General features: G+C 64.5%; 19 protein-coding genes and 1 riboswitch. Of the genes, 2 read left to right on the top strand and 17 right to left on the bottom strand.

Features of this window, described 5'->3' with window-relative positions:
- The 3 genes from AC27VQ_RS22670 to hemN form a co-directional block, all read right to left on the bottom strand.
- On the bottom strand, nucleotides 1–483 hold the full coding sequence (locus AC27VQ_RS22670; protein ID WP_313532471.1) for a 3-hydroxyacyl-ACP dehydratase FabZ family protein: 483 nt from the start codon (nucleotides 481–483) through the stop codon (nucleotides 1–3).
- A gap of 121 nt (nucleotides 484–604) precedes the next feature.
- Nucleotides 605–883 (bottom strand): acyl carrier protein, encoded by a 279-nt coding sequence (locus tag AC27VQ_RS22665; RefSeq protein WP_117366351.1) that lies wholly within the window; start codon nucleotides 881–883, stop codon nucleotides 605–607.
- Nucleotides 884–1,013: 130 nt separating this feature from the next.
- A complete protein-coding gene (gene hemN / locus AC27VQ_RS22660) occupies nucleotides 1,014–2,363 on the bottom strand; it encodes an oxygen-independent coproporphyrinogen III oxidase (RefSeq protein WP_488718089.1) in 1,350 nt (449 codons plus the stop codon).
- A gap of 211 nt (nucleotides 2,364–2,574) precedes the next feature.
- On the opposite strand from hemN, the gene AC27VQ_RS22655 reads away from it, so the two are divergent.
- A complete protein-coding gene (locus AC27VQ_RS22655) occupies nucleotides 2,575–3,300 on the top strand; it encodes a Crp/Fnr family transcriptional regulator (RefSeq protein ID WP_488718088.1) in 726 nt (241 codons plus the stop codon).
- Nucleotides 3,301–3,310: 10 nt separating this feature from the next.
- Here the strand turns inward: AC27VQ_RS22655 and AC27VQ_RS22650 are convergent, their stop codons facing one another.
- From AC27VQ_RS22650 to AC27VQ_RS22620, 7 genes are all read right to left on the bottom strand, one after another.
- Complete coding sequence (locus AC27VQ_RS22650; RefSeq protein WP_488718087.1) at nucleotides 3,311–3,739, bottom strand: L,D-transpeptidase; 429 nt, start codon at nucleotides 3,737–3,739, stop codon at nucleotides 3,311–3,313.
- A gap of 152 nt (nucleotides 3,740–3,891) precedes the next feature.
- Complete coding sequence (gene cbiB / locus AC27VQ_RS22645; RefSeq protein ID WP_488718086.1) at nucleotides 3,892–4,872, bottom strand: adenosylcobinamide-phosphate synthase CbiB; 981 nt, start codon at nucleotides 4,870–4,872, stop codon at nucleotides 3,892–3,894.
- Nucleotides 4,873–4,875: 3 nt separating this feature from the next.
- Nucleotides 4,876–5,883, bottom strand: a complete 1,008-nt coding sequence (cobD, locus tag AC27VQ_RS22640) for a threonine-phosphate decarboxylase CobD (RefSeq protein ID WP_488718085.1) — start codon at nucleotides 5,881–5,883, stop codon at nucleotides 4,876–4,878.
- Entirely contained in the window at nucleotides 5,880–7,184 is a 1,305-nt protein-coding gene (locus AC27VQ_RS22635; RefSeq protein ID WP_488718084.1) for a cobyrinic acid a,c-diamide synthase CobB, read from the bottom strand. Before AC27VQ_RS22635 ends, cobD begins: the two co-directional genes overlap by 4 nt.
- Nucleotides 7,181–8,023: a uroporphyrinogen-III C-methyltransferase gene (gene cobA, locus AC27VQ_RS22630; RefSeq protein WP_488718083.1), complete on the bottom strand. Its 843-nt coding sequence runs from the start codon at nucleotides 8,021–8,023 to the stop codon at nucleotides 7,181–7,183. Before cobA ends, AC27VQ_RS22635 begins: the two co-directional genes overlap by 4 nt.
- Entirely contained in the window at nucleotides 8,023–8,508 is a 486-nt protein-coding gene (locus tag AC27VQ_RS22625; protein ID WP_488718082.1) for a cobalamin biosynthesis protein, read from the bottom strand. Before AC27VQ_RS22625 ends, cobA begins: the two co-directional genes overlap by 1 nt.
- A 200-nt stretch (nucleotides 8,509–8,708) precedes the next feature.
- A complete protein-coding gene (locus tag AC27VQ_RS22620; RefSeq protein WP_488718081.1) occupies nucleotides 8,709–9,758 on the bottom strand; it encodes a serine hydrolase domain-containing protein in 1,050 nt (349 codons plus the stop codon).
- A 148-nt stretch (nucleotides 9,759–9,906) separates the two neighbouring features.
- Between AC27VQ_RS22620 and AC27VQ_RS22615 the strand changes: the two genes are divergently transcribed.
- The gene (locus tag AC27VQ_RS22615) at nucleotides 9,907–10,710 is read left to right on the top strand and encodes a TSUP family transporter (RefSeq protein WP_488718080.1); all 804 of its coding nucleotides are present in this window, start codon (nucleotides 9,907–9,909) and stop codon (nucleotides 10,708–10,710) included.
- Nucleotides 10,711–10,716: 6 nt separating this feature from the next.
- On the opposite strand, the gene cobO is transcribed toward AC27VQ_RS22615, so the two are convergent.
- The 7 genes from cobO to AC27VQ_RS22580 all read right to left on the bottom strand — a co-directional run bounded on the left by cobO (nucleotide 10,717) and on the right by AC27VQ_RS22580 (nucleotide 20,432).
- Nucleotides 10,717–11,358, bottom strand: coding sequence for a cob(I)yrinic acid a,c-diamide adenosyltransferase (gene cobO / locus AC27VQ_RS22610; protein WP_313529676.1), 642 nt, complete (start codon nucleotides 11,356–11,358; stop codon nucleotides 10,717–10,719).
- A 76-nt stretch (nucleotides 11,359–11,434) separates the two neighbouring features.
- Entirely contained in the window at nucleotides 11,435–15,199 is a 3,765-nt protein-coding gene (gene cobN / locus AC27VQ_RS22605; RefSeq protein WP_488718079.1) for a cobaltochelatase subunit CobN, read from the bottom strand.
- A 253-nt stretch (nucleotides 15,200–15,452) separates the two neighbouring features.
- Nucleotides 15,453–16,502 (bottom strand): cobalamin biosynthesis protein CobW, encoded by a 1,050-nt coding sequence (gene cobW, locus AC27VQ_RS22600; protein WP_488718078.1) that lies wholly within the window; start codon nucleotides 16,500–16,502, stop codon nucleotides 15,453–15,455.
- Nucleotides 16,503–16,506: 4 nt separating this feature from the next.
- The gene (gene cobU / locus AC27VQ_RS22595) at nucleotides 16,507–17,031 is read right to left on the bottom strand and encodes a bifunctional adenosylcobinamide kinase/adenosylcobinamide-phosphate guanylyltransferase (protein WP_488718077.1); all 525 of its coding nucleotides are present in this window, start codon (nucleotides 17,029–17,031) and stop codon (nucleotides 16,507–16,509) included.
- A gap of 1 nt (nucleotide 17,032) precedes the next feature.
- Nucleotides 17,033–17,818, bottom strand: a complete 786-nt coding sequence (locus AC27VQ_RS22590; protein WP_488718076.1) for a CbtA family protein — start codon at nucleotides 17,816–17,818, stop codon at nucleotides 17,033–17,035.
- A gap of 12 nt (nucleotides 17,819–17,830) precedes the next feature.
- Nucleotides 17,831–18,007, bottom strand: a complete 177-nt coding sequence (locus AC27VQ_RS22585; RefSeq protein ID WP_313529664.1) for a CbtB domain-containing protein — start codon at nucleotides 18,005–18,007, stop codon at nucleotides 17,831–17,833.
- Between the two features lie 45 nt (nucleotides 18,008–18,052).
- A riboswitch (cobalamin riboswitch) is annotated at nucleotides 18,053–18,418 on the bottom strand.
- A 79-nt stretch (nucleotides 18,419–18,497) separates the two neighbouring features.
- The gene (locus AC27VQ_RS22580) at nucleotides 18,498–20,432 is read right to left on the bottom strand and encodes a peptidoglycan-binding domain-containing protein (protein ID WP_488718075.1); all 1,935 of its coding nucleotides are present in this window, start codon (nucleotides 20,430–20,432) and stop codon (nucleotides 18,498–18,500) included.
- Between the last annotated feature and the right edge of the window lie 23 nt (nucleotides 20,433–20,455).

Raw genomic sequence — 20,455 nt, 5'->3', positions numbered from 1 at the left:
TTACTTTCCTTCCGCCGACGCTGCGAGCGCCTCGAACAAACCCACCTCGCCCGCCCGCTTGCGAACGATGTCCGCCAGCGGCACTTCGGCAAAGGGCATGGTGCGCAGCTTCAATTGCGCATCGCAGACCTTCTTGCCGGCCGATGTAATCCGCGTCTTGGTCACGGCATACCCCGAACCGTCATGCTCCAGCACGGCCTCGATGTCGAGCACGGCATCCGGCTCGACGAACGTGCGCATCTTGGCGCCGTCGACGCTCATCAGGAAGGGCATGGCCGCGAAATCGGTGGCGGCGAGCACGAGGAAGCCGGAGGCCTGCGCCATCGTTTCGATGAGCAGCACGCCCGGAACGAGCGGCATGCCGGGAAAATGCCCTTCGAAGACAGGGCTCTTGGAAGGAACGACCGAGCGGGCTTTCAGCACGCGGCGCGCGCCGTCAACGGCCTCCACGCGGTCGATCATCTGGAAATATTCAAGCAACATCGGATTGTCGTCCCTGGCGGGCTCCGGAAATCGAAAGGCCTGCCGAAAACGGCAGGCCATGTGTCCTGTGCACCGGGATCGTCCGGAACAGAGCCGCTTAGCGCGGCCGGGCGGTCTCGCCTCAGGCCTTGGCGGCCCGCAGTTCGTCGATCTTCGCGCAGAGGTTCTTCAGGACGAAATACTCTTCCGTCGCGACCTTGCCTTCGTTGACGTCCTGCGTCCATTTTTCCAGCGGGATCTTGATGCCGAATTCCTTGTCGATCGCAAAAACGATGTCGAGGAAGTCAAGGCTGTCGATGCCGAGATCGTCGATGGTGTGGCTCTCGGGCGTGATCGTCTCGCGATCGATCTCGCTCGTCTCAGCAATGATGTCGGCAACCTTGTCGAATGTAGCAGTCACGCCCGTACCTCATGAATCTATAGTTGGGCCGATCCTATAGGGAAAACAGACGCGATTGCCAATGGGGTTGATGAGGGACCAGCGTAGTGCACACGGCTGTGTTGCGCAAACAACATGGCCGCTTCCGGCCTCAAACGGCGACGGAATGCCGACCGCGACCGCTTGCCAGATGCGCATCGAAGACCGCAGCCACGGTACGGGCAAAGGGCCGTCCAGCTGCCGTCAACCGGAAGCGCCCCTCCTCGATGCGGCAAAGACCATCTTTGTCGGACGCGGCGAAGGCCTTCGCCTCGCCCCCGATGACCCCAGCAAATGCCGGAAATCGATCGGCGACATCCGCGAAGGAAAAGCCGAAATCGCACATGACACGCTCGATGACATAGGCGCGGGCGCGGTCTTCGTCAGTCAGGGCATAGCCGCGTACGGCGGCGATGCCGCCCTCCTCCGCCCGGCGCAGATATTCGCCCGTCGCCGGCATGTTCTGGATATAGCCCTGCGGCAGCTGGCCGATGGCCGACGCGCCGAGCCCGATCAGGGCATCGGCCTGGTCATCCGTATAGCCCTGGAAATTGCGGCGCAGCGTGCCATTGCGGGCTGCAACCGCTAAGCGGTCGGCGAGCAAAGCGAAATGGTCGATCCCAACAGCCTCGTAGCCCGCCGCCACTAGCATCTCCCCCGCCATCCGCATCTGCTCGAACCGCGCGAGAATGCCAGGCAAAGCCGCCTCGTCGATCATCGTCTGGTGCTTCTTCATCCACGGCACATGCGCATAGCCGAAGAGGGCGATACGATCGGGCGCCAGCGAGATGACGGCACGGACGGTTTCGGCGAGCGTTTCCATCGTCTGGAACGGCAGCCCATAAAGAATGTCGCAATTGACCGAGCGCACGCCCCGCGCCCGCGCCGCCTCCACCACGCCGCGCGTCTGCTCGAAGGTCTGGATACGGTTGATCGCCTTCTGCACTCTGGGATCAAAATCCTGAATGCCGAGGCTGGCGCGCGTTATGCCGATTGCGGCAAGCGCGTCATGTCTTTCGTCATCGAGATCGTTCGGATCCATCTCGACGGAAATTTCCGCATCGTCGGCAAAGGTGAAATTTGCCTCGAGACAGGTTTTCAGCGCCCGCATGTCATCCGGCCGCAGAAGCGTCGGGGAACCGCCGCCGAAATGCAGTGCGGTGACGAGAGTTGCGCGGTCGACACGCGCGCCGATGGCCGCGATCTCGGCATGAAGACCCCTGAGATAGGCTTCCACCGGCTCATAACGAAGCGTCTGCTTGGTGTGGCAGGCACAGAACCAGCAGAGACGGTCGCAATAGGGGATATGCGCATAGAGCGAGAGGCGATTCGCCACCGTCAGGGACGACAGCCAGTCGGCATAGACCTCCGGCCCGATACTTTCGTTGAAATGCGGTGCGGTCGGATAGCTTGTATAGCGCGGAACCGGCGATGAAAGGCGTTCGACGAGGGCATCCTGCATGGGGTCTCTCCTTGCTCGCAAGGCAAATAACCCGAAGAACCCGCGTGCCATTTGATTTTGATCAAGTGCAAACCGGATTGGTTGCGCTAGGATTTGACAATAGTCAGGAAGCGCTATTTTGCCGCGAGACGGTACGCTTTATGTTCATGGCTGCGTGCGGTAGCACGGCAATATTGCGCCGCTTAGCCGCCGGGCGAAAGGAAAAGCCGCTATGGAAGTTCGCCGCCAGGATATTCACAATTCCGATATTCCCGTCGTCTGCCGGGCCTGCGAGGCGCGCCACGGCGGTGTGTGCGGCGCATTGACGACCGAGCAGCTGACCGAACTTAACAAGCACTCCTTCCGCCACCGCCTGGAAACGGGCGCCGAAGTGATCGGCCAGGGCGAGACGGTGGTGAACTATTCCAACATCATGCGCGGCGTGGTGAAGCTGACCAAGGTGATGGCGGATGGCCGCCAGCAGATCGTCGGCCTGCAGTTCGCGCCCGATTTCCTCGGCCGCCCCTTCCTCACAGAAAGCGCAATCACGGCGGAAGCAGCCACCGACAGCGAAGTCTGCAACTTCCCGCGCAACGTGCTCGACCGGCTCGTCAAGAGGACGCCGGAGCTGGAGCATATGCTGCACCAGCAGGCCCTGAAGGAGCTGGACGAGGCGCGCGACTGGATGCTGACGCTGGGCCGCAAGACGGCGCAGGAGAAGGTCGCAAGCTTCCTCTACCTGATCGCCACCCATATCGATCCCGAAAGCGTCGACATGTCGTCCTTCGACCTGCCGCTGTCCCGCGCCGATATCGCCGATTTCCTCGGGCTGACCATCGAGACGGTCAGCCGCCAGTTTACCAAGCTGCGCAAGGAAAACGTCATCCGCATCGAGAACAACCGGCATGTCACCGTTCCCGACATGGATCGGCTGATGCGCTACGCCGGCAACGACTAACGCCTTCGTCTCAACGGGTAATCACGATCTTCGTGTTGGACAGCCCGTTGCGGTTGGCCATCTGGAAGAAGGTCGCCGCATTGTCCGGATGCAGGCGCACGCAGCCATGCGAGGCGGGGCGCCCCAGGCGCTTCGTCTCATAGGTCGCATGCACGGCATAACCGCCCTTAAAGAACACCGCGAACGGCATCGGCGCCATATTGTATTTGCGCGAACGGTGGTTGCGCGAGGCCCATTTCGCCGACCAGCTGCCCGTCGGCGTGCCGTAACCCTTGCGGCCCGTCGAGACGCGCCAGCGATATTTCACCATGCCGTTCTGAGTAACGACCATGGTTTGCGAAGAAAGACTGACCTGCGCGACGAGATTGGCAGAAAGGGCAGCCTCGGCCTGGAACAAGACAAGAAGGAACGCGACAGCAGTCGCAAACAAGGTACGCATGACTTCCCCTCAAAACGTTTTTGCATGGCTTGCACGCCATGTCTCACGACGAGACAGAATATAGACGTTTCAACCTTCCGCAATATTGACGGAAGTGGGGAAAAGAAAACGAAGTTAAGGCGTAAAATTTTATCGATCGGCAGCGGCGAGGTTCAAAGCAAAGCTGCCAGCAGTGCTGCGAGCAATACAAAAACGACCAGTGCGGCGCAGGCGCCGTAGAAAATCCGCAAGGAAAGATCGATATCGGCGACGGTTGCGACCGTGCGGCCGCTGGCATTCATCATGGGTTCGTCGACCCGCACGCCGCCATAAATGCGCGGGCCGGCAAGACCGATGCCGACGGCGCCCGCCATGGCCGCTTCGGGCCAGCCGGAATTGGGTGAACGGTGAAGGCCTGCATCACGCAGCGCCGTGCCGATGGCCGCCCGCGCCGCCGCCTTGCTTTTATGCACCCAGGCGCCGGCCGCGATGAAGAGGATGGACAGGCGCGCGGCGGGCCAGTTGGCGAGGTCGTCCAGACGCGCGGAGGCCCAGCCGAAATCGAGATATTTCGCGTTCTTGTGACCGATCATGGAATCGGCGGTGTTCAGCATCTTGTAGGCGAAGAGGCCCGGCAGACCGAGCAAGGCATACCAGAGTGCCGGCGCCATGACGCCATCGGAAAAATTCTCCGCAAGGCTTTCGATACCGGCGCGACAGATTGCCGGCTCGTCGAGCGTTGCCGGATCGCGCCCGACGATCATCGACACCGCCTGGCGCCCACCATCGAGGCCGCCGCGCTTGAGGCCTCGGGAGACAGCACGCACGTGATCGTGCAGGCTCTTCTGGGCGAGAAAGATCGCGACGATGATCACTTCCAGCACGAAGCCGAGCGGACCCAGACGCCCCAGCAAGGCATGCAGGGCGAAGCCGAAGAACAGGCTGGCTGCCAGCAGCGCGGCGATGCCGGCGGCGCCGTTGAAACGTTTCGTATCGGCCGAAAGCCGCTTGCCGTTGAACAGCTTGTCGATCAAGCCGATCGCCCGCCCGAACAGCACGACCGGATGCGGCACGCGCCGCCACAGCTTGTCCGGATCGCCGACGAGGCGGTCGAGAATCAGCGCCAGGAACAGGATGAGCAGCGTCGCGGTCATCGCCTACCCTGCCCCGTCGGCAAGGGTTTCGGCAAGGCGCTCGTCGCCGGCACTGTCGGGTGCCAGACCGAAGCGCAGCCAGTGCGGATTGTAATCGAAGGGACGCACGAGGATGTGATTGCGGCAGAGATGGCGGTGGATGGCCGCGGCCTCCGGGTGCTCGACCAGCGAGAAGAGGCCGGTGCCACCGATGACATTAAGGCCGCCCTCGGCAAGCGCGGCATCGAGCGCGGCCTTGCGTGCCACGATCGTTTCGTGGATGGCGCCGGTATCCGATGCCATCAGCTTCGTCGCGATGGTCAGTGCTGGTCCCGAGACCGACCAGGGACCAAGCCCATCCTCGATGCGATCAAGCACGGCGCTTTCGCCAATAACGAAACCGAGGCGCAGGCCGGCGAGGCCGAAGAATTTGCCGAAGGAGCGGAAGACTAGAAGGCCGGACATTGCATTGCCGGCAAGCGGCGCGATGCAGGTTTCCGGCCGCATGTCGCCGAAGGCCTCGTCCACGATAAGCAGGCCGCCTCCGGCCGAGACGCGCGCATGAAGAGCGAGCAGCGTTTCCCGATCGAACAGGCGGCCGGTGGGATTGTTCGGATTGACGACGACGACGAGGCCATGGGCGTCGGTGACGGCATCGAGGCTATCGACGCGATCCACGGCAATACCGGCATTGTCCAGCACGCGGGCATATTCGCCGTAGGTCGGCGACAGCACCGCGGCGCGGCGGTCGTCGGGCATGAGACGCGGCAGGAGTTGGATGACCGATTGCGTGCCGGGCACGGGCAGCGGCAAGGCATTCGGCGTTCCGTAATAGCGGGCGGCGGCGGCGCGTGCCTCATTCTGCCGGTGGCGATCCGGCAGACGGTGCCACGCGGCGACGTCGATTTCAGGAAGCGCGACGGGGGTCGGGTTGATGCCGGTGGAGAGGTCCAGCCAATCCTCGGGACGGCCACCGAAACGTGCGGCGGCCGCCGCGATGCCGCCGCCATGGACGATGCGCGGTGCGGTCATGCCGCCTCCGGCGCAAGGTCGATGAGATGCATATAGGAGCCGCTGACGGTGCCTCTGCGCAGGCCGGCCGTGCCGAGATCGTCGCCTATGGCATCGGTGACGGCGAAGAGGCGATCCGCCTCACCTTCATGCGCCACCGTCGAATAGTGGAATTCATGCGCCGTCATGGGCTTCGAAAAGCCGGAGCCGGCGAGCGGGGCGACCAAACGATAGCCGAGATGGCGGCGGCGTTCGGCAAAGCTCGTTACAAGCGGCAAAAGGCCGAGCATGCCGTAGCGCGAGCCATCGGCGGCAACCAGTCCTTCCCCCAGCGTCATGTAGCCCCCGCATTCGCCATAGATGCGCGCGTTCCCGCGCGCCGCATCCTGCATGCCTAGGCGGAAACGGCCGGCATTGGCAAGGGTCTCCGCATGCAGTTCGGGATAGCCGCCGGGCAGATAGACGGCATCGGCATCCGCAGCCGGCGCCTCGTCGGCGAGCGGCGAGAAGAAGGAGAGGCTGGCACCCGCCGCACGCCAGCCCAGCAGCAGATGCTCGTAGGCGAAAGCGAAGGCGGTATCGCGTGCAATCGCGATATGCTGGCCGAGCGGCGGCAGAAGCGAGATGGCCGGCAGGGACGGCAAGGCATGGCGTGCAGCCACGGCAATAAGGCGCTCGATGTTGCAGCGCGCCGCAACAGCCTCCGCCGCGCGGGCGATAAAACTTTCCAGGCCGCCATGTTCGGCAGCCTGCACGAGACCGAGATGACGCTCCGGTAATGCAAGCCCGGCATCCCTTTCCAGCACGCCGAAAATCTCGATACCGCTGGCATCCAGCGCGCCACGCAACATCATTTCGTGTTTCGGGCTGCCGACCTTGTTGAGGATGACGCCCGCCACGCGGATATCGCTGCGGAAATCGGCATAGCCCTTCACCATGGCCGCGACCGACTGCGACAGGCGGCTGCAATCGACAACGAGGACGACCGGCAGGCCGAGTGTCGCGGCAAGATCGGCCGGCGAGCCGGTCCCGTCGGCCGCGCCGTCGAACAGCCCCATCATCGCCTCGACCAGCAGGAAATCCCCAGCACCCGCCTGCATCGCGGCATTGGCGCGGATGAGTTCGGGCCGCATGGCCCAGGGATCGTAGTTCAGGCAGGCGCGGCGGCTGGCGGCCGCGTGGAAGGCGGGATCGATATAGTCAGGCCCGGCCTTGCCGGAAACAAGCGGCACACCGGCATCGGCCAGCGCCCGCGCCAGCCCGAGCGTCACCGTCGTCTTGCCGGAGCCGGACGCGGGCGCGGCAATGAGCAGACCACTCATGCCTGATCCTTGAAGTCACGCGAACCGAAGGGGTCCGGCGCAAGCTTGCGGCCCTCGGTAAGCGCGCCGAGCCAATCGAGCGAGGCCCGAAGCCGCACCACCTCGCCGACGACGACGATGGCCGGCGGCTCAATTCCGGCGGCCTCGACATCGGCCTCGGCGCGGCCGAGCGTGGTTTCCAGCACCTGCTGTTCGGGTGTCGCGGCATTGCAGACGAACGCGACCGGCTCCTCCGCCGAGCGCCCGCTGGCGATGAGGTTTTGCGCGATCTGACCGATATGTTTCATCGCCATATACATGACGATGACCGGCGAGCCCTTGGCGATGCCCTCCCAGTTGATGCGGTCGGGCACAAGGCCGGACGAATCGTGGCCGGTGAGGAAGGTGACGGCGTGGTTGACCTCCCGATGCGTTACCGGAATGCCGGCATAGGCCAGGCCCCCGATGCCGGCGGTGATGCCCGGCACGATGCGGAAGGGAACGCCGTGCTCGATCAATGTCAGGGCTTCTTCACCGCCACGCCCGAAGACGAAGGGATCGCCGCCCTTGAGGCGCAGCACGCGATGTCCGGCGCGCGCCAGCTCCACGAGCCGCAGCGAAATATCCCGTTGCTTATGCGAGGGTTTGCCGCCGCGTTTTCCGGCAAATTCAAGCTGGACACCGGGGCGCGCAAGCGACAGGCACTCGGCATTGACCAGTGCGTCATGCACGATGATATCGGCCTGTTGCAGGGCATTGGCCGCATGCAGCGTCAAGAGGCCGGGATCGCCGGGGCCGGCGCCGACGAGCCAGACGCTGCCTTTTTCCATCGACGGGAGGGCGGAGAAAAGGGTCTGCATCACGCATGCTCCCGGCTTGAATCACTATGCGAAGGAGCGGAATCGCTTACCGAAGAAAGGACGGCAAGCGACTGGAAAGATTCGGCGATTGCGACGGTCGCATGCGCTGACTTGGTTTTCTCCACAACCAGCCGCCCACCACGCCCCGCCTGCGCAAGTGCCGCCGCCTCGGCAACGCCGTGGCAACCGGTATGGGCAAAGACGATATCCGAGGGATTGGCGAGACGTGGCGTCTCGGCTTCGAGGCGTGCTGCCGAGAATGTCACCAGCGGCACGGAAAAATGCCGGGCGACTGCATGCATGGCAGGCTCTTCCGCCCGCACATCCAGCGAGGCGACGAAGGCGACCGTTTCCGGGGCGGCGCCAAGGCGCGCGAGCGTCGCAAGAGAAAGGTCGAGAAGTTCCGATGGCGGGGTGCCGCGTTCGCAGCCGAGGCCGAGGACGAGGAAACGTCCGGTTCCGGTGGATGGGGCCTCAGCGCGCATGGCGGTCTCTCGCAAAATTCCACGCGAAAGAGCCCGGCCTCGCCGTCTTCCGACAGTTCCGGTTCTGGCCCCGTCTGGGTCGGCCGCACCGGACACCGCTCGGCCCGCCCAGCGGGCACCGTCGCAGCTTTCTTAGTACCGGAGGGCGTAAGCTCGGTCAAACCGGTTTGCGGCATCCGGGACGCCGGAAACGGCATGCGCTAGAGGTTCGTCAGATTGGCGAGAATGATTTCTCGCCAGAGACGTGTCGGCGACACCCAGGCATCCGGCGCATTGTAATTGCCGGAGAAGATGACGCAGGCGATATCCGCCTCCGGCATCAGCCAGAGCCGCTGGCCGCCATTGCCGAAACCGGCCATCCAGGGTTTTGGCACACCCAGAACCGGCGCCTCGCCGAGAAACCAGAAATAGCCGTAGCCGAGACCGTCATCCGTCGTGGCTTTCGGCGCCAGCGAAGTTTCGATCCATGCTCGCGACACGACTTGCCGCTCGCCGACACACCCGCCGTCCAGCACGAGGCGGCCGATGCGCAGGAGATCACGGGCCGTGAGGCGTAGGCCCGATGCCGGCGAGGCAATACCATCCGCCCCGCTTAGCCACTCGAAATGCGTGATACCGAGCGGCGCAAACAGCGCCTCTCGGGCAAAGTCATCGATACGCTGCCCCGTACCACGTTCGATGATCGCCCCGACAAGCGCCGTCGCACCGCCCGAATAGGTCCAATGCGTGCCAGGCGCGTGCAAGACCGCCTGTTCGAGCGCGAAGCGATAACGATCCGGAGCATTCTCCATGGCGATCTCGCTGTTGAGGGGATCGGCATAGGACCGGTACTCGTCCCAGGCGAGGCCGAGCGTCATGGAAAGCGCATGGCCGATCGTCTGGCCCGCACGGGCCGGATCGGCGGCGAGATCGGCATATTCGGGGAATTGCGCCAGAAGCGGCGCTTCGGGGGGCGGAACCAGGCCACGGTCGAGCGCAATGCCGTAAAGCAGGCTGGTGACGCTCTTCGTCATCGAGCGGAGATCGTGCAGCGTCTGCGCATCGAAGGCGACGGTGCCGAGCGACCTGCCCCAGCTCTCATCCGGCCCGGCGCGATAATGCTCCAGCACCAGCCTGTCGCCGCGGTTGATCAACACCGCATGCACATCGCGGATCAGGCCCGATTCGATGCCGGCGAGCAGCTTGCGTTCAAGACCGGCATCGAAGCCCGCCGCCTCCGCCGCACCCTTCGTCCACTCCGTTTCCACCATCGCCTCACCTCTTCGTTGCAGGATCACCCTACAATGCCGCTCGCCTTCCGTTTGATCCGCGTTGCGCATGGAGCACAAGAGTGTTGAAGCAGGCGGGCTTTGCTTTTACCCCCGCAGTCTGACAGAAATCGGGAAACACCGTTTCCCAATGTCCCCGAGTCCCGCCTTGGCCGATATCGCCCTCCACATCCTCGTCTTCCTGTTTCTCGCGGCCTTTCTCGCGGGCTTCATCGATTCCATCGCCGGCGGCGGCGGCATGATCACCATTCCCGCCATGCTGATCGCCGGCATCCCGCCACTGGAAACGTTGGGCACCAACAAGCTGCAATCGCTGTTCGGCTCGGGCTCGGCGACGCTTGCCTATGCGCGCGCCGGCCATGTGCGGCTGTCGGAGCAATTGCCGATGGCGGCCCTTTCGGCGCTCGGCGCCGTCTTCGGCGCGCTGCTCGCCACCATCGTCCCCGGCGATGTGCTGAAGGCGATCCTGCCCTTCCTGCTGGTGGCGATCGCCGTCTATTTCGGCCTGAAGCCGAATATCGGCGATGTCGACAAACACCGCCGCATGAGTGTCTTCCTCTTCACCGTCACCATCGTGCCGGCCATCGGCTTCTATGACGGCGTGTTCGGCCCCGGTACCGGCTCGTTCTTCATGCTGGCCTTCGTGACGCTCGCCGGCTTCGGCGTGCTCAAGGCGACGGCGCACACCAAGCTCCTGAATTTCGGCTCGAATGTCGGCGCCTTCGCCGTCTTCCTGTTCTACGGCGTCATCCTGTGGAAGGTCGGCCTCGTCATGGGCGCCGGGCAGTTCCTCGGCGCGCAGGCGGGCTCGCGTGTCGCGATGAGAAGCGGCGCGAAAATCATCAAGCCGCTGCTCGTCGTTACCTCGATTGCGCTCGCCATCCGCCTGATGGCCGATCCGAGCCACCCGCTGCGCGTCTGGCTCGACTGGTAAAAGGCATCAGAACTCAACGCCCTGCTGGGCCTTGATGCCCGAGCGGAACGGGTGCTTGAGCAGTTCCATCTCGGTGGCGAGATCGGCAATCTCGATCAGCTCTTCCTTGGCGTTGCGGCCCGTCAGCACGACATGGGTCATGTAGGGCTTTTCCGTTTTCAGGAAGTCGATGACCGCGTTGACGTCGAGATAGTCGTAGCGCAGGGCGATGTTGATCTCGTCGAGCAGCACCATGGAATTGCGCTCGTCGCGGATCAGTTCCTTGGCCTTTTCCCAGGCCTTTTCCGCCATCGCGACGTCGCGGGCGCGGTCCTGCGTTTCCCAGGTAAAACCTTCGCCGAGCGTATAGAACTGGCAGATATCTGCAAAATGCGCCTCGATCAGGTCGCGTTCTCCTGTGGCCCACGCCCCCTTGATGAACTGCACGACGGCGCAGGGCATCTTGTGGGCGATGTGGCGAAAGATCATGCCGAAGCCGGCGGTCGACTTGCCCTTGCCCTTGCCGGTGTGGACGACGATGAGACCCTTTTCGTCGGTCTTCGTCGCCATGATCTTTTCCCGGGCGTTCTTCTTCTTCGCCATCTTCTCCGAATGGCGGGCGAGCTCGGCCTCGGTCATACCGGCGGTTTCGTCGTGGTTCTCGGTCATTTTAGTTTCCTTCCCTACTCTTTTTGTGGGCGCAATTCCGGACGCAAAACCGCTTCGCATTTTTGCTGGGATTGCTTTAGGACGCCTTGCGGGCGCCCAGCATGTCCAGTTCGAAACGCGCGGAATTGGAGCGCGGCGTCCACAGGCCCCGGTCGATCGCCTCGGCAAAACGCGCCGCCATTTCGGCAAGCGCCGCCGGGTTCTTCTGCATCAGGAAATCGCGCACGCGCTCATCCAGCACATAGGCCTGATAGGCGGCTTCGAAATGATGGTCCTTCACCGCGCCCGTCGTGGCGGCGAAGGCAAACATGAAATCGACCGTCGCGGCGATCTCGAAGGCACCCTTGTAGCCATGGCGCATGACGCCATCGATCCATTTGGGATTGACGACGCGGGCGCGCACGACGCGGCCGATCTCGTCTTCCAGCGTGCGCACGACAGGCTTTTCCGGGCGCGACAGGTCGTTATGATAGATGACCGGCTGCTGGCCGGAGAGATGCTGCACGGCGGCCGCCATGCCGCCCTCGAACTGGTAATATTCGTCGCTGTCGAGCAGGTCGTGCTCGCGGCTGTCCTGGTTCTGGATCACGGCTTGCAGGCTCTTCATGCGCGCCTCCAGTCGCTCGCGCATCGGCACGCTGTCGCCCTCGCCGTCATAGGCGTGCGCCCCCCATTCGAGCCAGGCTTCAGCGAGATCCCCACGATCCGTCCAAAGCCCCTCGTCCATCATGGTTTGCAAGCCGGCGCCATAGCCACCGGTCTTCGCGCCGAAGATGCGGAAGCCGGCCTGTTTGGCGGCGTCCGCTTCGGAAGCCCCCCTTGCCGCAAGCGCTGCCGCTTCGGCCCGCATGCGGGCGGCGATGGGATTGTCCGCGTCGTCCTCATCGAGGGCTCCGACGGTACGCACGGCGCGGTCGAAGAGCGCAATCTGCTCGGGGAAGGCATCGCGAAAGAAGCCGGAAATGCGCAGCGTCACGTCGACGCGCGGATGGCGCAGCATGGCGGGCGGGATGATCTCGAAGCCGGTGACGCGGCGCGATGCCATGTCCCAGGCCGGCTTGACGCCGATCAGCGCCATGGCCTGCGCGATATCATCGCCGCCGGTGCGCATGTTGGAGGTGCCCCAGGCGGTGATGCCGAAGGAGGTCGGCCATTCGCCGTGGTCCTGCGCATAGCGCGTGACGATGAGTTCCGCGGATTTCCTGCCGAGTTCCCAGGCGGCCGGCGTCGGCACGGCGCGGCTGTCGACGGAGTAGAAATTACGGCCCGTGGGCAGCACATCCGGCCGGCCGCGCGTCGGCGCGCCGGAGGGACCGGGCTCGATGAAGCGGCCATCGAGGCCGCGCATCAGCGCCGAGATTTCGGCCGGGCCGCAGGCGGCGATGGCGGGGCGGATGGACGTCTCGATCGTGTCGAGCACGGCGCGGGTGGCCGCCCACTCATCCGGGCAGGCCAACGTGCCCTCCACCAGCTTTGCGGCGAGAAACTCGATGCGTTCCACCGTGTCGCCATTGCTACGCCACGGCGCATCGAGCTGCTCAGCAAGCATATCGGGGCGCGGCCCACTCCACGCATCGGAACTGATGCAGTCGAGCGGATCGAACGTCGTGCCGCCCAAAGCATCCAACGCGATCGCCCGCTGCAGGCTCGCCTCGCCGCCCTCGCCCAGACCACGCGGCACGCGGGCGAGCGCCACCGTCAGATCGGTGAGAAGCCGCCCCTCCGGCGACACGCCGAAGACATGCAGGCCGTCGCGGATCTGCATTTCCTTCAGGTCGCAGAGATAGGCGTCGAGCTTTTGCAGCGCCGCCTCTTCGCCGTCCGACTTGCCGATGCCGGCATCGCTGTCGAGGCCGATATCGCGCACCAGATCGAGGATCTGCTTCGTCAGGAGCTTGATGCGCCGCGGGTCGCCACCGGAGGCATCGTAATATTCGTCGACGAGCGCTTCGAGGTCCTTCAGCGGGCCGTAGGTCTCGGCGCGTGTCAAGGGCGGCGTCAGGTGGTCGATGATGACGGCGGCGGAGCGGCGCTTGGCCTGGGTGCCCTCGCCGGGATCGTTGACGATGAAGGGATAGAGATGCGGCACGGGGCCGAGCACGGCCTCCGGATAACAGGCCTCCGACAGTGCCAGCGCCTTGCCGGGCAGCCATTCGAGATTGCCGTGTTTACCCATATGCACGATGGCATGCGCGCCATAGTGCTGGCGCAGGAAGGCATAGAAGGCAAGATAGCCATGCGGCGGCACGAGATCCGGCGAGTGATAGGTGTCCTTCGGATCGATATTGTAGCCACGCGCCGGCTGGATACCGACCAGCGTCTCGCCGAAACGAGCGAGCGGCAGGGCAAAGACGTCTCCGGTGACGAAGGGATCATCTTCCGGCGCACCCCAGCGGGCGGTCATCTCGTCCTGAATCGACTTCGGAAGCGACGCGAAGAACGCCTTGTAATGATTCAGCGAAAGCGTTTCGCGGATTTCACGGCCGTCGTTTGCCGCATTGGTCGGGCCTGCCATCAGGTGGGCGATCAGCGCGTCGCCATCCTCCGGCAGATCGGCGATCGCATAGCCTTCCGCAGCCATAGCGCGCAGCACTTCCATCGTACCGGCCGGCGTATCGAGGCCGACGCCGTTTCCAAGCCGGCCGTCGCGGTTCGGATAGTTCGCCATGACCAGCGCGATGCGGCGTTCGGCCGGCTTTGCCCGCCTGAGCCGCGCCCAGCCGGCGGCAAGTTTCGCCACGAAGCGGATGCGGTCCTCGACGGGGTCGAGGCTGACGATGTTGGTTTCGACGCGCTCGTCGTAACGCGCGGCGGCCTTGAAGGAGACGGCACGGGAGAGCACGCGGCCATCGACCTCCGGCAGCGAGACGTTCATGCCGAGATCGCGCGCCGTCAGCCCCTGTCCGGATGCTTCCCACGCCTCGCGCGAGGAACCGGAGAACACGACCTGCAACACCGGCGCACCGGTCTCGTCCAGCACCGTCGGCTTGCGGCCGGCGCCGGGGGCGGAGACGGCGAAGCTCGTGGCATTGAGCACGACTTCGGGCCGGATCTCCGCGAAGGCTGCGCGGACCGTTTCGATGGAAACGGGTTCCTTGAGGCTGGAGACGAAAAGCGGCAGGGCGCGGATGCCCTCGGCCGCCAGCGCCTCGATCAGCATTTCAACCGGGCGGGTTTCGCCGCTTTGGATATAGGCGCGGTAGAAAGAGATCGCGGCCGTCGGCGGTTCGAATCCCTCCCCCGCTACCATTCTACCCGTGGCCTCTTCCCGCCACATCTCCACATCCACAACACCCCGCCCCGGCCACCAGATGCCGGCCTTTTCGAGCGGCATCGCAGGCTCCGGCTTATCGCCACCGAAGGCAACGGCCTCCGCATAGGCAAGGAAACGATCCGCATTGTCGGCACCGCCCTCGTTGAGATAGGCCCAGAGGTTCTGGCGGTCGGTGTCGTCGATGCGGTTGAAGGGAACCAGGCCGTCGTCCGGCCGGTCATCGCCGGGCAATGCCACGAGCTTGATATCGTTGGCGACGGATGTCGCCAGCAAGGCCTCCAGCACGTAGCGAAAATAGCTGGCGCCGCCGAGGGCGCGGATGACGATGAGCTTGGCGTGACGCGCCGTGCGCTCGATATAGGTATCGACCGACATCGGATGCGACAGCGTCGCGAGGCTGGCGAGGCGCAGGCGCGTATCCGTGCCGCGCGCTCGGTGGGCTGCGGCGATAGCGGCGAGTTCGGTATCGGCGGCGGTGAGGAAAAGGATATCGCCCGGCGTCTGGCCAAGGTCGATCGCCTCCTTGCCATCGGCGATGGTGCCCTTCTGGGCTAGCAGGAGATGCATGCGGTGCCTCCCCTTTGCCGGCGTGCCGTGCGGGTGGATCCTCGGGTCAAGCCCTGACACAACGAAAGAAGAGGAGGACGACGCACAGCAGCGACGGTTACCTCTGCTGCACCGATCGATGCAGACCGAAACCTCCCCTCCCCACCGTCATCCTCGGGCTTGACCCGAGGACCCACCGGCACGGCAAGCCAGACATAGCCGGGCCGCACCGGAAACGAGGACGAAGGGGACTGCTGCACGCTCATGTCGAAAATCACACCGCCGCGGCGATGGCAGCGCGCACGGCTTGCTCGTCCATGTCATGCAGGCCGATCACGACGAGGCGGGTGCCGCGGGTCTCACCGGCGGCCCACGCGCGTTCGAAGTAATTGTCGATACGCGTGCCGACGGCCTGGATGAGCAGGCGCAGCGGCTTGCCGGGAACATCGGCAAAACCCTTGACGCGCAGCACGTCATGTTCGGCGATCACGCCCTTCAGGCGCTCGATGAAGGCGGCAGGCTCGGCAATCGCCGGCAATTCCACAACAAAACTGTCGAACTCGTCGTGATCGTGCTCCTCGCCGTTCTCGTGCTCCAGCTCGTGGTGCGACTTTCGGTTGGCGATATCGTCTTCCGTGCCGACGCCGAGGCCGAGCAGGACAGCGGCGGCGACTTCGCCGTTCTTCGCCTCGATCATCGACGGCTTGCGGGCGATACGCGAGGCGACCTCGTCACGCACGGCAAGCACACCGGCGGCGTCGAGAAGATCCGTCTTGTTGAGGACGATGAGATCGGCGGCGGTGAGCTGGTCTTCGAAGAGTTCTTCCAGCGGGCTTTCGTGGTCGAGATTGTCGTCCTCGACACGCAGCGCGTCCACTTTGTCATGGTCGTCGGCAAAACGGCCGGCGGCGACGGCAGCGCTGTCGACCACGGTAATGACGCCATCGACCGTCACCTGCGTCTTGATTTCCGGCCAGTTGAAGGCGGCGATCAGCGGCTGCGGCAGCGCAAGGCCCGAGGTCTCGATGACGATATGATCGGGACGGTTTTCGCGCTCCAGGAGCTTCGTCATGGTGGGGATGAAGTCATCGGCGACGGTGCAGCAGATGCAGCCGTTGGTGAGTTCGATGATGTCGTCCTCGGTGCAGGCCTCAGCGCCGCAGCCCTTCAGCACGTCGCCATCGACGCCGAGATCGCCGAACTCGTTGATGATGAGCGCGATGCGCTTGCCGCCGGCATTCTGCAGCAGGTTGCGGATCATCGTGGTCTTGCCAGCCCCGAGGAAGCCGGTGATGACGGTGGCGGGGATCTTCTGTTGCAGCATAGGCTCAACCCTTCATTTTCAGCGGCAGTCCGGCCGCGATAAAATAGACTTCCGGTACGAGGGCCGCGACCTGCTGGTGCAGCCGCCCGGCATGGTCGCGAAAGTCACGCGCCATGCGATTTTCCGGCACGATGCCAAGGCCGACTTCGTTCGATACGAAGACAAGACGACCCGGCGCGTCGTTGATGGCCGACAAAAGGCCGGCGAATTCCTGTGTGATATCCCGCTCCTCCAGCATTAGATTGGTGAGCCAGAGCGTCAGGCAATCGATGAGGACCGTCCGGTCCTCGCGCGCCACATCCTTGATGCAGGCCGCGAGCGCAATCGGCTCCTCGTGTGTTTCCCAGCCTTTTCCGCGATCTTCCCGGTGTTTGGCGATGCGTTCGCGCATCTCGTCATCCCAGGCGCGGCCGGTGGCGATATAATGACGCGAAAGGCCGGTCTCGGCGACCAGCCTTTCGGCAAAAGCGGATTTTCCGGAACGCGCACCGCCCAGAACCAGGACGGCTCCGGGCGATGTCTGTTTCATGTCAGGCTGCCCTGGCGATCTTCTCGTTGGCAAAGCCGAGCGAGAGGCCGAGCACGATCCAGAAGAACAGCGTAGTAGCGAGCGCCGCGACGGCAAATTCCGCGCCGAGAACGGCCGGAACGTTGCTGGAAATGTCGGACGGCTGCGGCGCGCCATAGACCTGCGGGGCGGCTAGAAGCACGACACCGGCAACCTTGGAGACGATGCCCGGCTTCAGGAACAGCAGGTAGAGACCCGCCGCCGAAAGCGCGACCGTCGCAACCCACCAGATCTGGCGCTGGGTCAGATCGGCAGCCGGGAAGCCCGGAAGCTCCGGCGGCAGGCCTATGGCCGGCAGCATATGCACGGCAAGCCAGCCGGCAGCCCCCCACAGCGCACCGTTGGCAACGGTGATGGGATTGCCGGAAACGAGGCTGAAGCCGGCGAGCAGCAGAGCAAAGCCGGTGCCCGTGACGAGGTTTGCCAGAAGCGTGCCGGAGAAGCGGCTCATGCCGAACATGATGCCGCCGTCCTCGTGGTCCTCGCCCTCATGGGCATAGGCGACCGAGATAGGCGAGAGCGCCGAGGCGACATCGAGGATCACGGCACCGAGCGAGGAATGCTCCTGCGTCGTGGCAGCACCATCTGATGTCGCGGGCGTGGTGCCGTCGCCGGCCGGGGCGGCTTCACCCTCGAACTCTTCGGCGTGCAGAATCAACGGCACGACTCGGGCCTCCTGGGCGGCCGTCATGAGCACGCCGGAGAACAACCCGGCCACCAGGGCAGCCAGGAGATAACGAACGATCATGTCGAGAACTCCTTAGTGGCAGGGAAAGCCGTAGGAGTGACGCGTGTCGTGTGCCGTGTCGTGCAGCACGGCCGAATTCGCAAGGCCGGCGCCGAAGACGAGGAAGGCGCCGAGCAGCAGGGCGAAAACGCCGGCAACGAGACGATCGTTTGCGGAAAGAACAACAGAAGACGTGGTAGAAACAGCCATGACAACCTCCGTGCAGGCAGCGGGGAAAATTCCCCTGGGCGGGCGATATGCCCTCATTGTCTGGCAGGTCTCCTGGCTCGCAGCGTCCGGCGCGTCAGCGCCTCCGGGTCACCCTCGCCTTCCCAGGTTTTCCGGCAATCACGAGAGGCGGACGATTCGTAGAAAAAGAGGCGTCCAACCCCGGCTATCGTGATGCCACCCAGTGGCTTTTCCGGCTGGTTCTCGTTTCGCGATTTCAGGCACCATTGCCCTTCGCCGCGAACATCCTCCCCTCCGGATGGGCGTCCCTCGCTACTCTACAGTCGCGGGGTCGGCCGTGATTGCAGCGCCCTGATTGGGTCCACCGCGTCACATTCCCATTTACTCCCCGGTCCGTTTCCGGACCAAGGAACCATCCAATATCGCTGATGATTATGCTTCCCGCCCCGGGAAGTCAATCGACCGGCAGCGGCATGGCCTGTGCCAAAACCGCCGTCCGGCCGTCGCAAACTCAATAGCCGGGGATGATCACCACGCCGCCGCCATCGTTGTAATAGCCGTCGTCGCGGTAATAGGGGCCGTCATAGTAGCCATCGACGGGGCCTTCCAGCACGTCGTAGTCGCGCTGCTGGTAGCGGCGCTGGCGATTCTGCCGTGCCTGCCGGGTCTCGGCATATTGCGCGGCCTCGCGCAGCGCGCGGAATTGCTGGCGCGGCAGGTAACCGTCTGCGCGATAGCCGGACGCGCCCTGCCAGGCGGCGATCGCCGCGCGAGAGCGCGGGCCGAAGACGCCGTCGGCACCATAGGTGTTGTAGCCGAGCAGGCTCAGGTAGCGCTGGGCCTGGGCGCGAACGGAGCGGTCCATATAGGTCTCGCGCGGATCGACGACCGGCTCGGCCTTGCGCGTAGCGTCGGCGGTTGCCGCGTCCTCGTCCATCTGCGTTTCCGGCTTGGCGCTCAGGGCGGCGATGCGCTTGCGGGCGTCATCGACATAGCGACCCTGGGGATATTGGTAGAGATAGTCCTTGTAAGCCTTCTCCGAACCATCGGCGACAGCGCCTTGGAACGTCTTGTCTTCCGCACGTTTTGCGGCCGCCGCCTCTTCGACGGCGCGCGCGCCATTGTCGCTGTCGGCGTCCTGCGGCGCGTTTTCACGCGCAGCCGTCGCATCATCTGCGCTATCGGCCGGTTCCTGGCTATCCGCGGGCTTCTGGGCAGCGGCGGCCTCTTCGGCGCGCTTCTCTGCCTCATCGGCAAGACGCGCGGCTTCCGCGGCCTTGGCTTCGGCATCGGCCGCCGCCTTGGCGGCCTCGGCCTTCAGGCGTTCGACTTCCGCAGCCTTCTCTTCGGCGAGCTTGCGGGCAGCGGCGGCCTCCTCCTCGATCTTGGCCTTCTCGGCGGCGGCAACCTTTTCCGCCTCGATGCGCTTGGCCTCGGCTTCCTGGCGGGCGGCCGCTTCCTCTTCGGCACGGGCCTTTTCCGCCGCAGCAGCTTCTTCGGCCTTCTGGCGATCCGCCTCGGCCTTCAAGCGTGCGGCCTCTTCAGCCTTGGCCTTCTCAGCGGCGGCATCCGCCTCCGCCTTCAGGCGCTCGGCTTCAGCGGCCTGCTTTTCGACAACCGCGCGGGCTTCCGCTTCCTTTTGCTCGGCTTCCGCCTTCAGGCGGGCGGCCTCTTCAGCCTTTGCCTTTTCCGCCGCAGCGGCTTCCGCCTTGGCCTTTTCAGCAGCGGCGGCTTCGGTCTTCGCCTTCTCTTCCGCCGCAGCCTTTTCATCGGCAAGCTTGCGGGCGGCGGCGGCTTCCTCGGCCTGCTTGGCCTCGGCTTCAGCCCTCAGGCGCGCGGCCTCCTGCTCGACCTTGGCCTTTTCCGCCTCGGCAGCCTTCTGCGCCGCTTCCGCAGCCTTCTTCGCCTCGGCCGCCTTCAGGGCTTCCTCTTCGGCTTTTTTGGCTTCGGCCGCCTTCTGGGCTTCGTCTGCGGCCTTCTTCGCTTCGGCGGCTTTACGGGTCTCCTCTTCAGCCTTGGTCTTTTCAGCCTCAGCGGCTTTCTGCGCCTCTTCCGCCTGCTTGGCCTCGGCCGCCTTCTTCGCTTCTTCGTCCGCCTTCGCCTTCTCGGCAGCGGCGGCTTCCTCGGCCTTGGCCTTGGCTTCCGCCTCTGCGGTCACGCTCTTGGCAGGCCTCTCCTTGGCGGCGGCCTGCAATTCGGCGATGCGAAGGCGGGCCATGGAGGCGAAGGTGCCGTTGGGATATTGCTTCAGATAACCCTCGTACTGGGCGACATCGCTGCCGGACGAGACCTTCTGCCAGAGCGAAAACTCCTCCTCCCAGCGCTTGCCGGCGCTGCCGGCTTCCTTGCCGGTGGCGGCCTGCGCGAAGGCAACGGCGGGCATGCCGGCCAGCGACAGCCCGAGAAGGCCGGCCAGAACGGAGCGTGCGAGAGGTCCAGAACCCATATATCTCACCCTTTTGGATCGCG

It is taken from the genome of Shinella sp. 20P9.1.1, assembly GCF_057798995.1.
This window is presented reverse-complemented; position numbering and strand designations above follow the sequence as displayed.